Annotated in this window: 19 protein-coding genes and 3 pseudogenes; 18 read left to right on the plus strand and 4 right to left on the minus strand. The window is 61.1% G+C overall.

All coding sequences use genetic code 11. The features are described 5' to 3' along the window. Window positions 1–14: 14 nt before the first annotated feature. The 4 genes and pseudogenes from arsB (at window position 15) to F6X42_RS01540 (ending at window position 3054) form a co-directional block, all read left to right on the plus strand. Window positions 15–1042, plus strand: a pseudogene (gene arsB, locus F6X42_RS01530) (ACR3 family arsenite efflux transporter). Window positions 1043–1053: 11 nt separating this feature from the next. Next, window positions 1054–1386 (plus strand): annotated as a pseudogene (arsC, locus tag F6X42_RS43735) (arsenate reductase (glutaredoxin)); the annotation flags it as partial. 87 nt (window positions 1387–1473) lie between these two features. Continuing rightward, window positions 1474–2238: an arsenical resistance protein ArsH gene (gene arsH / locus F6X42_RS43740; RefSeq protein WP_246529917.1), complete on the plus strand. Its 765-nt coding sequence runs from the start codon at window positions 1474–1476 to the stop codon at window positions 2236–2238. 201 nt (window positions 2239–2439) lie between these two features. After that, window positions 2440–3054: a class I SAM-dependent methyltransferase gene (locus tag F6X42_RS01540; RefSeq protein WP_187632506.1), complete on the plus strand. Its 615-nt coding sequence runs from the start codon at window positions 2440–2442 to the stop codon at window positions 3052–3054. A gap of 18 nt (window positions 3055–3072) precedes the next feature. Here the strand turns inward: F6X42_RS01540 and F6X42_RS01545 are convergent, their stop codons facing one another. Next, window positions 3073–3738: an NrsF family protein gene (locus F6X42_RS01545; protein ID WP_187632507.1), complete on the minus strand. Its 666-nt coding sequence runs from the start codon at window positions 3736–3738 to the stop codon at window positions 3073–3075. Next, window positions 3735–4394, minus strand: coding sequence for a sigma-70 family RNA polymerase sigma factor (locus F6X42_RS01550; protein WP_246529908.1), 660 nt, complete (start codon window positions 4392–4394; stop codon window positions 3735–3737). Before F6X42_RS01550 ends, F6X42_RS01545 begins: the two co-directional genes overlap by 4 nt. Before the next feature lie 133 nt (window positions 4395–4527). On the opposite strand from F6X42_RS01550, the gene F6X42_RS01555 reads away from it, so the two are divergent. The 9 genes from F6X42_RS01555 to F6X42_RS01590 all read left to right on the plus strand — a co-directional run bounded on the left by F6X42_RS01555 (window position 4528) and on the right by F6X42_RS01590 (window position 10030). After that, entirely contained in the window at window positions 4528–4848 is a 321-nt protein-coding gene (locus tag F6X42_RS01555) for a BufA1 family periplasmic bufferin-type metallophore (RefSeq protein ID WP_187632508.1), read from the plus strand. A gap of 15 nt (window positions 4849–4863) precedes the next feature. Continuing rightward, window positions 4864–5754, plus strand: coding sequence for an MNIO family bufferin maturase (gene bufB / locus F6X42_RS01560; protein WP_187632509.1), 891 nt, complete (start codon window positions 4864–4866; stop codon window positions 5752–5754). Further along, on the plus strand, window positions 5726–6541 hold the full coding sequence (locus tag F6X42_RS01565) for an HvfC/BufC N-terminal domain-containing protein (RefSeq protein ID WP_187632510.1): 816 nt from the start codon (window positions 5726–5728) through the stop codon (window positions 6539–6541). Before bufB ends, F6X42_RS01565 begins: the two co-directional genes overlap by 29 nt. Beyond that, window positions 6538–7035 carry a DoxX family protein gene (locus F6X42_RS01570; protein ID WP_187632657.1) on the plus strand — a complete coding sequence of 166 codons (498 nt, stop codon included), beginning with the start codon at window positions 6538–6540 and terminating at the stop codon, window positions 7033–7035. Before F6X42_RS01565 ends, F6X42_RS01570 begins: the two co-directional genes overlap by 4 nt. Window positions 7036–7127: 92 nt before the next feature. Next, on the plus strand, window positions 7128–7343 hold the full coding sequence (locus F6X42_RS43745) for a GDCCVxC domain-containing (seleno)protein (protein WP_246529918.1): 216 nt from the start codon (window positions 7128–7130) through the stop codon (window positions 7341–7343). A gap of 76 nt (window positions 7344–7419) precedes the next feature. Beyond that, window positions 7420–7806 (plus strand): thioredoxin family protein, encoded by a 387-nt coding sequence (locus tag F6X42_RS01575; RefSeq protein WP_187632511.1) that lies wholly within the window; start codon window positions 7420–7422, stop codon window positions 7804–7806. Beyond that, window positions 7806–8534 (plus strand): cytochrome c biogenesis CcdA family protein, encoded by a 729-nt coding sequence (locus tag F6X42_RS01580; protein ID WP_187632512.1) that lies wholly within the window; start codon window positions 7806–7808, stop codon window positions 8532–8534. The genes F6X42_RS01575 and F6X42_RS01580 overlap by 1 nt, the downstream gene beginning before the upstream one ends. A 366-nt stretch (window positions 8535–8900) precedes the next feature. Beyond that, window positions 8901–9596, plus strand: a complete 696-nt coding sequence (locus tag F6X42_RS01585) for a glycine zipper 2TM domain-containing protein (protein WP_187632513.1) — start codon at window positions 8901–8903, stop codon at window positions 9594–9596. Between the two features lie 149 nt (window positions 9597–9745). After that, entirely contained in the window at window positions 9746–10030 is a 285-nt protein-coding gene (locus F6X42_RS01590; RefSeq protein WP_187632514.1) for a hypothetical protein, read from the plus strand. A gap of 34 nt (window positions 10031–10064) precedes the next feature. Here the strand turns inward: F6X42_RS01590 and F6X42_RS01595 are convergent. Beyond that, a pseudogene (locus F6X42_RS01595) lies at window positions 10065–11274 on the minus strand (MFS transporter). A 541-nt stretch (window positions 11275–11815) separates the two neighbouring features. Between F6X42_RS01595 and F6X42_RS01600 the strand changes: the two are divergent. Then, window positions 11816–12040, plus strand: a complete 225-nt coding sequence (locus F6X42_RS01600) for an ATP-binding protein (RefSeq protein WP_312892381.1) — start codon at window positions 11816–11818, stop codon at window positions 12038–12040. A 2-nt stretch (window positions 12041–12042) separates the two neighbouring features. On the opposite strand, the gene F6X42_RS01605 is transcribed toward F6X42_RS01600, so the two are convergent. After that, window positions 12043–12663, minus strand: a complete 621-nt coding sequence (locus F6X42_RS01605) for a YdcF family protein (RefSeq protein ID WP_187632515.1) — start codon at window positions 12661–12663, stop codon at window positions 12043–12045. Between the two features lie 5 nt (window positions 12664–12668). Here F6X42_RS01605 and F6X42_RS01610 point away from each other — a divergent pair, with 5 nt between their 5' ends. The 4 genes from F6X42_RS01610 (at window position 12669) to pseF (ending at window position 16411) form a co-directional block, all read left to right on the plus strand. Continuing rightward, on the plus strand, window positions 12669–13268 hold the full coding sequence (locus tag F6X42_RS01610) for a formyltransferase family protein (RefSeq protein ID WP_187632516.1): 600 nt from the start codon (window positions 12669–12671) through the stop codon (window positions 13266–13268). 277 nt (window positions 13269–13545) lie between these two features. After that, window positions 13546–14541, plus strand: coding sequence for a UDP-N-acetylglucosamine 4,6-dehydratase (inverting) (pseB, locus tag F6X42_RS01615; protein WP_187632517.1), 996 nt, complete (start codon window positions 13546–13548; stop codon window positions 14539–14541). After that, window positions 14538–15704 carry a UDP-4-amino-4,6-dideoxy-N-acetyl-beta-L-altrosamine transaminase gene (gene pseC / locus F6X42_RS01620; RefSeq protein WP_187632518.1) on the plus strand — a complete coding sequence of 389 codons (1167 nt, stop codon included), beginning with the start codon at window positions 14538–14540 and terminating at the stop codon, window positions 15702–15704. Before pseB ends, pseC begins: the two co-directional genes overlap by 4 nt. Further along, the gene (gene pseF, locus F6X42_RS01625) at window positions 15701–16411 is read left to right on the plus strand and encodes a pseudaminic acid cytidylyltransferase (RefSeq protein WP_187632519.1); all 711 of its coding nucleotides are present in this window, start codon (window positions 15701–15703) and stop codon (window positions 16409–16411) included. The genes pseC and pseF overlap by 4 nt, the downstream gene beginning before the upstream one ends. Window position 16412 lies beyond the last annotated feature (1 nt).

Here is a 16412-nt window from a genome sequence, read left to right on the forward strand (position 1 = left end):
GCGGCCCCGCAGCCATCGGCTTCTTTCAACGCTACCTCACTGCGTGAGTGGCGCTGGGCATTGTCAGCGGCATATTGCGTGGCCGGTGGTTTCCGGCGGTGTTTGAAACCGTCGGTCGCATGGAAGTCGCGCACGTCAACATCCCCGTCGGCCTCCTCATCTGGGTGATGATTATTCCGATGCTCATCAAAATCGACTTCGGCGCGATGGCGCAAGTGAAAGGACACGGGCGCGGCATCGGAGTGACGCTGTTCGTGAACTGGCTCGTAAAACCGTTCTCAATGGCGCTGCTCGGCTGGATTTTCGTGCGCCACGTGTTCGCACCGTACCTGCCGGCGGCGCAACTCGACAGCTACGTTACCGGCCTGATTCTGCTGGCAGCCGCGCCGTGCACCGCGATGGTGTTCGTCTGGTCGCAGCTTTGCAAGGGCGACCCATATACTTCACGCTATCCCAGGTCGCGCTGAACGATGTCATCATGATTGTGGCGTTCGCACCTATCGTCGCGCTTTTGCTGGGTCTGTCGGCCATCGCTGTTCCGTGGGACACGCTGATTATGTCGGTTGGTCTCTATGTCGTCATTCCGGTCATCATCGCGCAGTTGATGCGTCGAATCTTGCTTACCCGAGGTAAGACTCACTTTCAGCGGGTCGTATCGGCGCTCGGTCCGTATTCGAATTGCGCATTGCCTGGCACGCTGGTGCTGCTCTTTGCATTTCAGGGCCAGGCCATCGTCAAGGAGCCGCTGGTCATCGCAATGCTGGCGGTGCCCATCCTTATCCGGGTATTTTTAAATTCTGGCTTGGCATATGTGCTGAATCGCCGGCTCGGCGTCGCTCACTGTGTGGCTGGTCCATCGAGTCTGATTGGCGCGAGCAACTTCTTCGAGCTCGCTGTTGCAACGGCTATCAGCCTGTTCGGTTTCCAGTCCGGCGCTGCGCTGGCGACGGTTGTTGGTGTCCTCATCGAGGTACCCGTGATGCTGCTGGTCGTCGGCGTAGCCAACCGCTCGCAGCATTGGTATGAAGCGCGCGCAAACTGAGGGAGGACAACATGAGCGTCACGATCTACCACAACCCCGAGTGCGGCACGTCGCGCAATACGCTCGCGATGATTCGCAACGCCGGGATAGAGCCGGAAGTCATCGAGTATCTCGAACATCCCCCAACCCGCGAGCAGCTCAAGCGCATGATTTCGTCTGCCGCATTGACGGTCCGCGGAGCTATTCGCGAAAAGGGTACGCCCTACGCGGAACTCGGTCTGGCAGACGGGTCACTGACAGATGACCAGTTGCTGGATGCGATGGCTGCGCATCCGATTCTCATCAACCGCCCGTTTGTGGTCACGCCGCTCGGCGTTCGGTTGTGCCGGCCATCGGAAGTGGTTCTCGAGATTCTGCCGAATCCGCAACGGGGCGAGTTCACGAAGGAAGACGGCGAACGGGTAGTCAACGCCGACGGCCGGGGTTTGCTGATGTCGTCGGATCTTCGTAACGTCACGCTGCCATTGCTGGACACGCCCGACACCCAGAAGCTGGAGGCGCGTGCAGTCTCAACTCATGCGCCTCGAATTCTGCTGCTCTATGGCTCACTGCGCCCGACTTCTTATAGCCGCCTGCTGACGCTGGAGGCTGAGCGAATTTTGCGGCACTTCGGTGCCGAGACGAAAGTCTTCGACCCGCATGACCTACCCATCGCGGATAGTGTCCCGGCAGACCATCCGAAGGTGGTCGAGCTCCGGAAGCTGTCGGAGTGGTCCGAGGGCCAGGTGTGGTGCAGTCCCGAGCGTCACGGGACGTTGACGGCAGTCTTCAAGAACCAGATTGACTGGCTGCCGCTTGAGATGGGTGGCGTCCGTCCGACCCAGGGCCGCACGCTTGCCGTGATGCAGGTATGCGGTGGCTCTCAATCATTCAACGCCGTCAATGCGCTACGCGTGCTTGGTCGATGGATGCGGATGGTGACCATCCCGAATCAGTCGTCGGTCGCGAAGGCATATCAGGAGTTTGACGCTGACGGGCGCATGAAGCCGTCGTCCTATTACGACCGTGTCGTAGACGTCATCGAGGAACTCTACAAGTTCACGCTGCTCGTGCGCGACCGGTCCGACTACCTGACGGACCGCTACAGCGAGCGCAAGGAAAAGGCGCCGGTAGTTGCGGCAGCGCACGCGCACGCGGCAATGACCCATGAGCACGATGCAGACGCCGCAGACAGCGACGACGGCGAAGTCGAATAAGCTGGCCGAACCCTCACGGCGACTGTTGTCGCGGCGCGTCTTCGTCAAGCGACTCGTGCAATCGCCGTATGAGCGGGAAGCGCCGGTGTGCCTCGGCGCACGACGGTTTGCGCCGGGTCGTTCAGTGCTTCCGGCGATTTAGCCGGTTATGCTCTAGACTTTCGAGGTGACTGCAAGCGTTTCGGTCGTCGAGGAATCCGCATGCAAAGCAAGGAACACTGGGACCATGTCTATCGGGCGAAGAGCCCGAGCGCGGTTAGCTGGTATCGGCCGCACCTTGACACCTCGCTGAGGCTGATTGGCGAAGTTGCATTTAACCTGGATGCAAGCATCATCGATGTGGGTGGCGGCGAATCGACACTGGTGGATGATTTACTCGCGCGCGGCTACCGGGATTTGACCGTTCTGGATGTGTCACCCGTTGCTCTTGAGGCAACCAGACGACGGTTGGGAGCGCTTGGCGAATACGTAACGTGGGTCGAATCCGATATCACGCTGGCGCATTTGCCGGAGGCTCGCTATGACGTTTGGCACGACCGCGCTGCCTTTCACTTCCTGACCCAAGCGTCGCAACGAGACGCATATGTCAGCTTGCTCACGACTTCACTGAAGCCCGGGGCATATGCGGTCATTGCGACGTTCGGCCCGGAAGGACCTGTCAGGTGCAGCGGGCTGGACGTGAGGAGATACGACGTGGCAAGCCTGTCCGATGAAATCGGCGCCGGATTCGAGTTGCTCTCGAGCACGCTCGAAGACCACGAGACGCCCACTCACGCCAGACAGCAGTTTCTTTACTGCTGCTTCCGTAAGCGGTGACGCAGCTACGCCGCGCAGCTACGCCGGTTTGCCTGCCGTAGCAACCCACGCGAGGAGCCGCTGCCCATACCGGCCGTTCAACCACAGGAACAGCGCGGTAACCCCGAAATTCCACACCAGTATCATCATGGTGGCGTCGAGCGGATGCAGGATCGACAACGCTATCGATGTTAGCGCCGCGACCGCAAGGGTTCCAGTCATGGTGACCGGAGTTGGCGACAGGCGGCCTATGTAGCGCAGCATGACGAGCATCGCCAGACATAGCGGCACGCTGACCAGCACCAACGTTGCGAAGCATCGGGCAGTTTCTCCCAAGGACATACCGTCCGGCCCAATGGAAACCCAATTGGTCAGGCAGCCATAGCCAATGGTCGCCATCCAGATGAGCGAGGCGGGTATTGGCAATAGAAGCCAGCGACGCGACATACCCGGCACGCTGGCGATAAAAGCCGCCACCGCTGCGAGCGCGCCGGTCGTCATGGCTGCGGCTACGCCTGTGACAAAGAGAGACTCCTGGAGTTTGAGCGCCAGGTCCGCACGCACCCCATGCGCGATACCGACCACGAGCATCACGAGGCCCGCGAACAACAGCCAGCATGCAGCTCTCGCCGCGGGATGACGCAGGCGCCGGACCGGCGTTGCATCCGCGACCAGCACGTCAATCAGGTCGGAGGTCCGGGTCATGATTTGCCACCTCCAGGCAGGAATAGTGCACGCAGCCGTTTCATCGCCCGGTGAGTTGCGACTTTCAACGCAGCGACCGACGTTCCGCTCGCAGCCGCAGCCTCCTGAAGAGACATTTCCTCGAGCTTGAGCATTCGCATGGCGTCGCGCTGTCCGACTGGCAGTTGGTCGATGGCTTCCCTGACCAGGCGGGCATCTGCCGCCTCTTCCTGTAGGTTCGTTTCGGTCGCGGGAAAGGTTTCCGGGTCCATTTCCACCAGGGTTTCATGTGACCCGATGCGTCCGCGCCGACGCAGTCCATCGACGATGCGCCGGTTGGCAATGGCCACCAGCCAAGGTCCGAACGGGCGGGCCGGGTCGTAGGTATGGCGGACCGAGTGCACGGTGAGCAGCACGTCTTGAACCGCGTCCTCTCTATCTTCATCGCTGCGGAAGTGGCGCGCCGCGAGCGCGCGAAGATAGGGGGCGATGTCCTGGAGCAGCCGGCGATAGGCCTCCCTGTCACCCGCCTGTGCTCTCGCCATCGCGCTGGACCAGTCCAGCGTGCCGTCGGCTCGGCTGGCAAGCGGCTCCGTCTGTTGGCCAGATGCAGTCGTCTCCGGGCCGTTTCCCCCGGAACCTGAAACTGGATTGGTGGTGTGCGGACGCTGGAGCATCCGAAATTATTGCTGCGCGGACGGCCGTTTGTCACGTAGAAAAAGTTTGCCTGGGACGTAACCTTTTGCGCTGAGCGGCCGAACTTTCCAACACGGCCCGCGTGCGAGGCCGCAACCCGCAGGAGGATGCGCGATGAACAAACATGTTATGGCCGCTTCGACCCTGTCGTCGGCAATCGGCCTGGCGCTTGCGCTACAGGCGCTGCCGGCTCAGGCTCAGGAAATGAAGGACATGAGCAAGATGCCCCAGGTCGTCAAAGACAACATGGCTCGCATGGAGCAGAACAAACTGGAGAAGTGTTTTGGCATCAACGCGGTGTCAAAGAACGACTGCGCGGAGGGGGCTCACTCGTGCGCCGGCCAGGCCACCCAGGCACGCGACCCCAAATCATTCGTTCTGCTCCCCGCTGGAGATTGCAGCAAAATCCAGGGCGGCAAGCTGAAGCCCGCATGAGCCACGGAGCAATCGATGTCCGCCGCTCCTGCTGCATCGCAATGTGCGTCCGGCCTGATTCCGGCGCGGGCCGGGATTGGGCTGCGTTTCCAACACCATCTGGAGGTTGTCGAAAGACAGCCACCGATCGCGTGGTTTGAGGTGCACATCGAGAACTATATGGGCGGAGGAAGCACGCCGGGCTATCTGGATGCGATACGCTGCGATTACCCAGTCTCTCTTCACGGGGTCGGGCTCTCTCTGGGCAGCGCCGAAGGATTGGACGCTGTGCATCTGGAGAGCGTGCGCGCCGTAGTCGAGCGTGTCGAGCCAGGTCTGATTTCGGAACACCTGTCCTGGAGTGTCAGCGGTGGCATCTACCTTGCCGATCTGTTGCCGTTGCCGATGACCGAAGAGGCGCTCGCTGTTGTGTGCCGTCATGTCGACCAGGTCCAAACCTGTCTGCAGTCGCGCATTTCAATAGAAAACCCATCAACCTATCTGCGGTTCCGCCACTCGACCATTCCGGAATGGGAGTTCCTGGCCGAGGTCGCGGGTCGCACAGGATGCGGCATCCTGTGCGACGTCAACAATATCTATGTCAGCGCCAGCAATCACGGGTGGAATGCATGGACCTATCTGGATGCTCTGCCTCGGTCGGCCGTTACCGAGATCCATCTGGCGGGTCACAGTGTGCGGCCGCTCGACCAAGGGCAGGTCATTCGTATCGACGACCACGGCTCGCGCGTCGCTCCGCCGGTATGGAGCCTGTTTCAACAGGCACTCCAGCGCTTCGGCGCCGTTCCCACCCTCATCGAGTGGGACACGGATGTGCCGGCGCTCGAAGTCCTGATGGAGGAGGCGGCGATTGCGCAGGCATATTTGGAGGGGCAACGGAATGACGACGTGCGCGCCGACGCTGCTTGATTTACAACGCGCGGTCCGCAATGATCTGCTCGGTCTTGCTGACGGCGTCGCAGCTCAATACGTAGTGGCCGAAGGGGTGGCCCCGCAGGCACGGCTCGCCATTTATCGAAATACGGTGAACAGTGCGCTGCTCAAAGCGTTGCAGCTTTCCTATCCGGCCATACAGGCCTTGCTAGGAAAGGAATTCTTCGAAGGTGCGGCTCGATTGTTTATCGAGCAATGCCCACCGTTGCATGCGCAGCTCGACAGCTACGGCGCGGCGTTCCCGGATTTCCTCGCACGGATGCCAGAGGCGGCGTCGCTCGACTATCTGCCGGACACTGCGCGACTTGAATGGGCCGTGAACGAGGTGCTGCATGCGCCAGACGCAAAGCCGCTCGACTTGCGACGCCTTCAGCGACTGAACGAAGACGGGTTGCAGTCGGTACGTTTCGTATCAAGCTTTGCTGCCCGCCTGCTTAAATCAGACTTTCCGGTAGATGAAATCTGGCGCGCGGTGTTGACTCACGATGACAGCACATTGACGAATATCAGACTGGACGCCGCCCCGGTCTGGCTTCATGTTTACCGGAGCGCGGTCGGTGTGCAGGTCAGGCAGATAGCCGAGTGGCAATGGCGGTTTACAACGGCATTGGTTGCTGGGCACGCATTGCATGAGGCGCTTGCCGAAGCGCCGGACAGCGATGCGCACGTGTGGCTCGCATCGCTCCTGGCATCGGGTTGCTTTGTCGATGTCTGCACAGCAGATCCGGCATGCGGACCTACAACTGGGAGCCCGCTCGCATGACACGAAAATCTCAATCCGCCCTTCGCGGGCCGACGCTGAACGACCGCATACTACGTGTCATTGGATGGCTGGAGCGCGTGCCGTACGCGGTGCTTGCGCTCCCATTGCGATTCGCAGTGGCAACGGTCTTCTGGAACTCGGCGACGACCAAACTTGCCGACTGGAATGCAGCGCTCGAACTGTTCAAGGAAGACTATCGATTGCCGTTGCTGGCACCGGAGGCCGCCGCCTACGTCGCGGTGTCAATCGAACTGACCACGCCGGTTCTACTGGTTTTGGGCCTGGCCACGCGACCCGTCGCATTTGTGTTGCTCGGCATGACGACAGTCATCGAGGTGTTTGTGTATCCGCTTGCATGGCCCACGCACATCCAGTGGGCTGCCATGCTGCTGGTTCTGTTGTGCCGGGGCGCGGGCAACTGGTCCGTGGACCATCTGTTATATAGACGCTTTAGTACCGTCTCCAGCAATGGGTCAAGTCGTCCGGCAGACTGAGCCCGGGTCTTTTTTCATTGGGTGACGCTTCTGGTTCGACGGTTATAACGGGAAGAAACAGATAGTCCGTCCAGTTCAAGAGAGACGAAGTGATGAAGACAGTCATACGTGAGTCGACCATCACCTGTCCGATGTGCGGGTACGCCAAACGAGAAATGATGCCCATCGATGCCTGCGTTTGGTTTTATGAGTGCGAGCGCTGCAAAACGGTTCTCAAGCCGAAGGCCGGGGATTGCTGCGTTTACTGCTCATATGGCACGACGGCGTGCCCCGCGGTGCAACAGGCGAGTCCGTGTCGCGCCCACTGATTTGCAGACGAAACGCGCAATGGTCTTTCCTGTCAAATGAATAACCTGTGTGCACGCCGGTATTCGGAGAATGAGCATGTGGAAAACGATAGCGCGCATTTTTCTTGTTGCAACGCTTGCCTTTGCTGCAGTCGGGGCGCTCGGCGGCGAACAGCCGTTCAACCAGGCGCAGTTTGACCAGTTGAACGCCGCCGGCAAGCCGGTCGTTGTCTACTTCCATGCGACCTGGTGCCCGACCTGCAAGGTTCAGCAACCGATTGTCGACCGCCTTGCAGCGCAACCGGACATGAAGCAGGTGACGATCTTCGTGGCCGACTACGACAAGGAAGCCGCCCTGAAGCACGCCATGAAGGTGACGCAGCAGTCGACCTTCGTCGTGTTCAAAGGTGGCCACGAAGTCGGCCGGTCGACCGGGCAAACGCGCGAGCGGGATATCAGGGATACGTTCGCAAAGGCCTTGTGATGGACTTCGGACTGGGGACATTCGGTCTGAGCTTCGCGGCGGGCGCGCTGTCGACGTTGTCCCCCTGTGTGCTGCCGCTAGTGCCGGTTCTCGTCGCGTCGGCGTTGTCGGCGCACCGGATGGCAGTCTTCGCACTCGCGCTCGGATTGGGTGCTTCCTTTTCGGTCATCGGCATTTTTCTGGCGACGCTGGGCGCATCGCTCGGTTTCGAAGATAGCGTCTTTCGCAATGTTGCCGCGCTGTTGATGATTCTGTTTGGACTGGTGATGCTCTCTGCCGGCTTGCAGGCCGCGTTCAGTCGTGCGACCGCGCGCTTCGGCAGCGCGGGCCAAAGGTGGCTGAGCAAGGTAAGAGGCGACACCCTGCCCGGTCAGTTCGCTATTGGACTGCTCATAGGGGTCGTCTGGACACCGTGCGTTGGTCCGACATTGGGAGCGGCCACGACGCTCGCGTCCCAGGGACGAAACCTTGGCAATGTCGCGTTGTTGATGATGGTGTTTGGTGTGGGCGCCGGCCTTCCGCTGGTCATACTGGGTGCGCTTTCGCGAGCGTCGGTGACAAGGTGGCGCGGTGGACTTGGTTCTGCGGCGAAGCTCGGGAAGGCAATCTTCGGAGCATTCTTCGTCGCATTCGGCGTGCTTGCCCTAACCGGCCTGGACAAGGCACTCGAAGCTGCGATTCTCTCTGCAAGTCCACCGTGGCTGATTGCCTTCACGACAGCTTTGTGACCGGCAACGACGGGAAGCGCGTCGGCTCAGTGACTGTGCCGGTGGTGTATGTCTGAAAAAATGCGGATGGCGGTGAGTAACAGGCTCGTGCCGATGATGGTCCCGAGCGGCCAGGGGATTTCCGTCACGTGAATACGGCTTTCGTTTTGTCGTGTATTCATCGCAGTTCAAGTTTCCTGTGCGCATCGGTCAGCCGCATATGCAACCACATCCGGCCTATCGTAGCAACGACGCCGATTTACCTTCGGACGTGGCCAGAACAGCGGATGCGTAGCGCACTACAACTGCTTACAAATGTCGCAGTGGCCCGGTGCACCGCTGTGTCGGTTGCGGCGTTCTTCCTGATACACATCAACGGAGAGCGACATGAGCACCAACCTGACGTCCAGTTCACCGCAGCGCGGCCGCATTCACCCTTTGGTTGCAGGCGCAGCCGTGGCCGTCATCCTGGCCAGCGCCACGGGTATCGCGGCGATGACGGGAATTCTTCCGACGTCCCGGGCTGTCACGGCGCCTCCGACGCAAGCTCTACCGGTTGCGGCGCCAATCGCCAGCGCTCCGGTTGCTTCGCCGCAACCGAACGCGGAGCAACGCGTGACCCGGGAGGAAGCACCAGCCCAGCCGCGCGTCCATCATCGCCATGGTGTACCCGTTGAGCAGGCCCAAAGATATGCTAACAACGATGCATATCAATCCCCGGCAATTGCCGCGCAGCGGCCAGTCGCCGTTGACCCGAATGACGGCGAAGTAGTCGCCGTCAACGCGGTTCAGCAACCCGAGCCGACAACGGGGCTCGGGGCCGTCGGCGGCGCAGTGGCTGGCGGGCTGTTGGGAAATCAGGTCGGCGGAGGACGCGGTCGCGTTCTGGCAACGATTGCCGGCGCCGTCGGCGGTGGCTTTGCGGGCAATGGCATTGAGCATGCCGTGCGCAAGGAGACCAGCTACCAGGTGCAGGTCAGGATGCAGGATGGTAGCTACCGGAACTTCAACTATTCGACGCAACCGCCGGTCCAGATCGGTGAGCGCGTTCATGTGTCGGGGGACTCACTGAGCGCGTCGTAACCAGCCTCCAGAACCGGCGGGACCTTCACGGTTACTGCCGGTTACAGAATTGACAATCCGGCTGTACCTGCTGCAACTTGCGCCCCCTACAATCTGCATCGTTCGTCGTAGTCTGGCATCCGTCAGAACCGGCAGGACAGGAGAATTCCATGAAGCGCGCTACCCTTTTTCTCGCAGTGGGAATGGCCGCCGCCTGTGCTTCCAGCGCGGCTTTCGCTCACGCGGACATCGGCGTTTTTCTGGGCGTTCCTGGTCCCGTGTATGTTGCGCCACCTCCAGTCGTGTACGAGGCGCCGCCCCCAATGGTCTACGCGCCGGCCCCGGCCTATGGCTACGGATACCGCTATGAAGGCGACTACGGCGACGAGCGCCGATGGCATGACCACGGCCGGCACCGTGGATGGGAGCATCATCGTCACGAAGACGACGATTGATTCGTCATTGCTGGCTCGTAGAGTAGCCGCCAGGTCATGTCCTGCTGTCGCGTGTCATTGGCCGGATCACCAGCGCGAACAGCGTGGCGATACAGAATCCCGCTCCGGCATAAAACGTCGTACTCGCTCCGAAGCGGTCCCAGAGTTGACCGGCCACGACACTGGCGACAAGCATCGCCAGTCCGCTCACCAGGTTGAAGAAACCGAATGCAGTGCCTTTCAGCCCGGTCGGTGCTGATTGCGCGACCATGGTCGCCAGCAGACCTTGCGTCAATCCCATATGCAGCCCCCACAGGGCTACTCCGAATATCACGACCGGCCATGAGTTGCCATGAGCCAGCACGATGTCGGATGCGACGAGCACCAGAATGCCGGCGGCCAACAGCCTGGTGTGACTCATCGAGTCAGCCAGTTTTCCGAACGGGTACGCCGACAGCGCGTACACGATGTTCATCGCCACCATGACGAGAGGCACGAGGGCTATCGGCACACCGCCCTGCATTGCGCGCAACACGAGGAAGGCTTCACTGAAGCGTGCGAGCGTGAAGAATGCACCGACACCGACAACCCACCAGTAAGGCACACTGAGTTTCTTCAGGCTTTCGAGCTTAATCGGGTTGACGCGCTTTGCTCCCGGCTGCCGCGCGGGTTCCGTGATACCGAAAGCGAGTAACGCTACGGCAATAAGTCCCGGCACCACCGCGACCCAGAATACCCAACGGAAGTTGTCCGCCCACAGCAGCATCAGGGCGACCGCGAGCAAGGGCCCAAGAAAGGCGCCGATTGTGTCGAGTGATTGCCGCAGGCCATAGGCCGCGCCGCGCAGATGCGCTGGGGTGATGTCAGCCACGAGTGCGTCGCGCGGTGCACCCCGAATGCCTTTTCCTATTCTGTCGGCCCACCCGTGCCGTCAATACGATGCCCGCCGTGGGCGCCAGCGCAAACAGTGGCTTGCTTAACGCTCCCATCCCATATCCGATGACCGCGAGCCACTTCCGGTTACCGAGGTAGTCGCTCAGTGCTCCCGAAAACACCTTGACGATGGGTGAAGCCGCCTCTGCCACGCCTTCAATCAGGCCGACCATCGTGGCGCTTGCACCGAGACTTGTCACGAGGAACATCGGCAGCAGGCTGTGGATGACTTCGGACGAGATGTCCATGAACATGCTCACGAAGCCGAGCATCCAGATGCCACGGGGAATTTGGCTGAGCGTACTGGCACGCTGGGTTGAATCCGTCTGCACGTGTCCTCGGTTCAGTAGTGGTCTGCGTCAATCCGGGTATTGTCACATCGACGGGCAACGGTGCGATCAATCTCGATGCCTGCCTGCGGGGCCCTCCGGCGTCGACATCATTTAAGACGTATTCCGGCGTTGCCGCTCGCGCCGGTACACATAGAGCGCCGGCAGCAGGTTCGTACTGAGCAAACCGCTCCAGACCAGCCCGCCCAGTGTAACGATGGCGAGCCCTTGTTCCGGGGCAGCGCCTTTGCCAGCGGCATGTGCAATATAAGCAGTCCCGGCACCCGAACTTCACTTCATATCCCACCGGCATGCGAAGCGTTTCGAGCGCTTTTTTCGAGGCGGAGATGACCTGCCCGAGCGGCGCGGTCGGTGTGGCCAGTATCTCTCGGCCACGTCCCGCAAGGCGGCCCAGCCATTGGCCAAGATGGGGATCTGTTTCAGCTGCTCAATGGACAGTTGCGTGGGGTCCGCCAGTTGAACGAAGACGTCCAGGTGGCGGTTGCCCTCCGGAACCGTTGCAATCGTCTGCCCTGCGAGCAGGATGTGTGACACGGGACCCGGCATACCAGCTAACGAACTTGAGCGCGTGCTGGAACCGTTCTATCGGTTGAACCACTCATCAGCGTCAGGAAGCGGATTGGGTCTCTCTATCGTGTCCGAAATTGCGCGACGAACTGGTGGGCGCCTCGTGCTCGAGAACATGGACGGCGGATTTCGCGCCCGATATTTTCAACCGTTCAACTTGACGGCGAGAGAAAGCGCTTGAGCTCAACCCTCTTCCATGTTCGTCAGAACCCGGTCCGTCAGCGCGGCATATACGTCGCCGTTATAAAACGGATGCCGCGTGCTCAGCCGAGCGACGATCGCCCCGTCGTCCCCTGCCGCAACGCCTTCAAACGTCCTCTCGAACGCTGCTCGCGACTTCGCTTCGGCCTCGCGCAGCGCGGCCGTATCCGGCGAGGCGGCCGTGCTCAGCGCAACGTCGAATCGGGGACCATATACGAACGAAAAAATATCGAGCGAACGCGCGCCGTGATAAGCGCTGGTCACGACAATTACACGCGTCCAGCCGCGCGGCCGCGCGAGCCGCAATTTGGTAAAGACCGCATCGCCGACCGTGTCGCGTGCCGAGGTTTCGGCGACGACCGTGTCGTCATCGAGGCCATGAGCGTCGATCGCGTGACGGCGCATGGCGTCGGCGATAGCGATGTCGGAATCAGCGCGATACGCCCAGCCGCTGGTCACGATGAGCGGGACTCGCCCCGCTTGCAAGAGCGCGACGGCACGAGCGAGGCGCGCGCGCGTTTCGTCGTTGAGTCGTCCTTGCGCGTCCATCAAATTGGCAAGTACGATGGCGGCGTCGTAGTCGCCTTCGTTGGCATCGAGCATGAGAGATGAGAATCCTGTTTCTGACAAATAATGCGATCAGCGAGCCTTTAATCACGTGGCTCAGCCAGCGCGAAGACATGACGGTCGTCGATCACAAGCTGACGCCAGACGATGTCGTGGGGCATGGGCCGGACCTGATCGTTAGCTACTCGTACCGCCATATTCTAAAGCGGGCCGTGCTCGATACGTTGCCAGGCCGCTTCGTCAACCTGCATATTTCGTTGTTGCCGTTCAATCGTGGCGCTGATCCGAATGCGTGGTCGTACCTCGACGGGACCCCGCCAGGCGTGACGATTCATGAGATCGACGAAGGAATCGATACGGGCGCCATTCTCTTGCAGCAGCACGTTGCGATAGATGAAGCCAGCGAGACGCTGGCGAGTTCCTACCGGCGGCTTCACGAGGCGATTCAAACGCTATTCAGGAACCACTGGGAAGATCTGCGCACCCGAAGCATCATCAGCCAGCCGCAGCGAGAGGCGGGGACGTTCCATGCGTCGGCCGATTTCGCCCGTTTCAGGGAGCAGCTTCTAGGTACGGAGGGATGGGATGTTCCGCTGCTCACGCTGCGCGAACGCCATCGGCGGCTCATCGCGTCTTCGTGACGTGTTTCCCCTGTCTTGTAGTCGCCCGTTTCCGGCCAACCTGTGGGCGCCGTCTGACGGGGCTGCCAGTTTGCCGATTAGAAGGGTAAAACGCCTCCAAATCCAGCCTAAGACAGCCCTCCCTCTCGAATAGCATACGTCACTGGATGGCAAGCTTCGCGCTCGCTGTATCTGTCACCCGCATGGCGCGCATCGATTGACCGATCCGCTGCCGTAGATCGGCGGGTGCCGGGTGCGAGCGCATCGGCGGCATGTGACGGGTTTGAAGGATCGGGGAATGTTCGACAACAAATCGCTACTTATCACGGGCGGAACGGGTTCGTTCGGCCAGATGTTCGTCAAGACGCTGCTGGCAAAGTGGCGACCTGCGCGCGTGGTTGTATTCTCGCGCGACGAGCTCAAACAATACGAAATGCAGCAGAAATACACTGCTGGCTGCATGCGTTACTTCATTGGCGATGTGCGCGATGGTGAGCGTCTCAGGCAGGCGATGCGGGGCATCGACTATGTCGTGCATGCCGCCGCGCTCAAGCAGGTTCCCGCCGCTGAATACAACCCGACGGAGTGCATTCGAACGAACGTCGACGGCGCCGAGAACGTCATTAATGCGGCAATCGAGAACGGCGTCGAAAAAGTGGTCGCGCTGTCGACGGACAAGGCGGCGAGCCCGATCAATCTTTACGGGGCCACGAAGCTGTTGTCGGACAAGCTGTTCGTTGCGGCCAACAACCTCGTCGGCAAGCAACGGACGCGCTTTGCCGTCGTACGTTACGGAAACGTGGTGGGCTCGCGCGGCTCGGTCGTGCCGTACTTTCGCAAGCTCATTGCCGAAGGTGAGGGGAGTCTGCCGATCACCGACGAGCGGATGACGCGTTTCTGGATCACGCTCGACCACGGCGTCGACTTCGTCATGAAGGCGTTCGAGCGCATGCATGGCGGCGAGCTGTTCGTGCCGAAGATTCCGTCGGTCCGGATTGTCGACCTTGCCCGGGCAATGGCGCCGGAGTTGCCGCAGCACATCATCGGTATCCGGCCGGGCGAGAAGCTGCACGAAATGATGATCACGCGCGACGACAGCATGAACGCGATCACGTTCGACGATCACTACGTGATCACGCCGTCGATCAAGTTCGTCGTGCAGGACGACTACATGAAGAACGGCCTTGGCGAGCGTGGCGTGCCGGCCGAAGAAGGGTTCACGTACACGTCGGACAACAACCGCCATTTCCTGAGCGTCTCAGAGTTGAGAGCACTCGACAAACGAGACGTATGAGCGCAACGATCCCGTACGGGCGTCAGTCGATCGACGAGTCCGACATTGCCGCCGTCGTTCGCGTACTGAGCTCGGACTGGCTGACGCAAGGGCCCGCCGTCCCCGCCTTCGAAATCGCGCTCGCCGCGCGTGCACAGGCAGCCCACGCAGTGGCCGTCTGCAACGCCACGTCGGCCCTGCACATTGCCTGTCTCGCTGCAGGACTAGGCCCGGGCGATACGCTGTGGACGACGCCCAACACGTTTGTGGCTTCGGCGAATTGCGCGCGCTATTGCAGTGCCGATGTCGACTTCGTCGACATTGATCCCAATACCTTCTGTCTCGATGCGGCCGCGCTCGAACGAAAGCTCGTCCAAGCTCGGGACGCCAACACGCTGCCTAAGGTCGTCATTCCTGTCGCGTTCGCGGGCCGCAGCGCCGACATGCGCGCAATCTGGCGTCTCGCGGACCGCTTTGGATTCGTCGTGATCGAAGACGCCTCGCATGCCGTTGGCGCGACGTACGCGGGTCGGCCGGTTGGCTGCGGTGACTACGCGCACATGACCGTCTTCAGCTTTCATCCGGTGAAGATCGTCACGACCGGCGAAGGCGGGGCCGTGCTCACGAACGACCCCCAATACTATGAGCGTCTGTTGAGTCTGCGCAGTCACGGCATCACGCGCGATGCGTCCAGAATGGAAATCGATAGCGAAGGGCCGTGGTTCTACGAGATGCAGGAGCTCGGCTTCAACTACCGGATGACCGACTTGCAGGCCGCGCTCGGACTTTCGCAACTCGAGCGGCTCGACACATTCCTCGCGCGCCGCCGGGCGCTGGCGGCACGTTACGCGACGTTGCTCGAGGGCCTGCCCCTAACCCTCCCTCGATACGATGCACTCAATGATTCGGCGTGGCATCTGTACGTCGTGCGTCTAAAGCCCGGCGTGACCCGCCGCACGCATCGCGAGACGTTCGAAGCCTTGCGGCAAGCCGGAATCGGCGTCAATTTGCACTACATTCCGGTGCACCTGCAGCCGTACTACCGGCGCCTGGGCTTTGCGCCTGACCGGTATCCGGAGGCTGAACAGTACTACCGGGAAGCGATAAGCCTGCCCATGTACGCAGGCCTTTCCGACGAAGATCAGGACATCGTCGCCAGGGCATTGAAAGCGGTGGTTGCATGAGCGTCGTCGCAATCATTCCGGCGCGCGGCGGCAGCAAGCGCATTCCGCGCAAGAACATCCGCCTGTTCCACGGTCTGCCGATCCTTGCCTACTCGATCCGCGCGGCCCGCATGAGCGGCCTGTTCGATCGCATCGTCGTCTCGACCGATGACGAAGAAATCGCGCGTGTTGCTCGTGAGTACAGTGCCGAGACGCCGTTCATGCGGCCGCAGGCACTGTCCGACGATCACACGGGCACCATGGAAGTCGTCCAGCATGCAATCGACGAACTGATGCGGCTAGGCGACGCGCCGACGCTCGCCTGCTGCATCTACGCGACGGCGCCCTTCCTGCAACCGGCCTTTCTGCGTGAAGGCCTGCAATCGCTCGAATCGCACACCGACAGGTCGTACGCGTTCTCGGTGACAACATTCGGCTTTCCCGTCCAGCGCGCGTTGCATGTCACCGCCGATGGCGGGCTAGACGCGATCTACCCCGAATACCGCCTCGTGCGTTCCCAGGATCTCCACGAGGCGTGGCACGACGCCGGGCAGTTCTATTGGGGGCGTGTCGGCGCTTGGTTGCGCGGCGATACGCTGTTTTCCCCCGCCGCGTTGCCGGTCGCGCTACCCCGGCATCTGGTCCAGGACATCGACACCCCCGAGGATTGGCAACGCGCCGAATGGATGTACGCGGCGTTAACGGCCGCAGGCGAGCTGACGCCATGAC

It is taken from the genome of Paraburkholderia podalyriae (genome assembly GCF_014397785.1).
GTDB classification, from domain to species: Bacteria; Pseudomonadota; Gammaproteobacteria; order Burkholderiales; family Burkholderiaceae; genus Paraburkholderia; species Paraburkholderia podalyriae.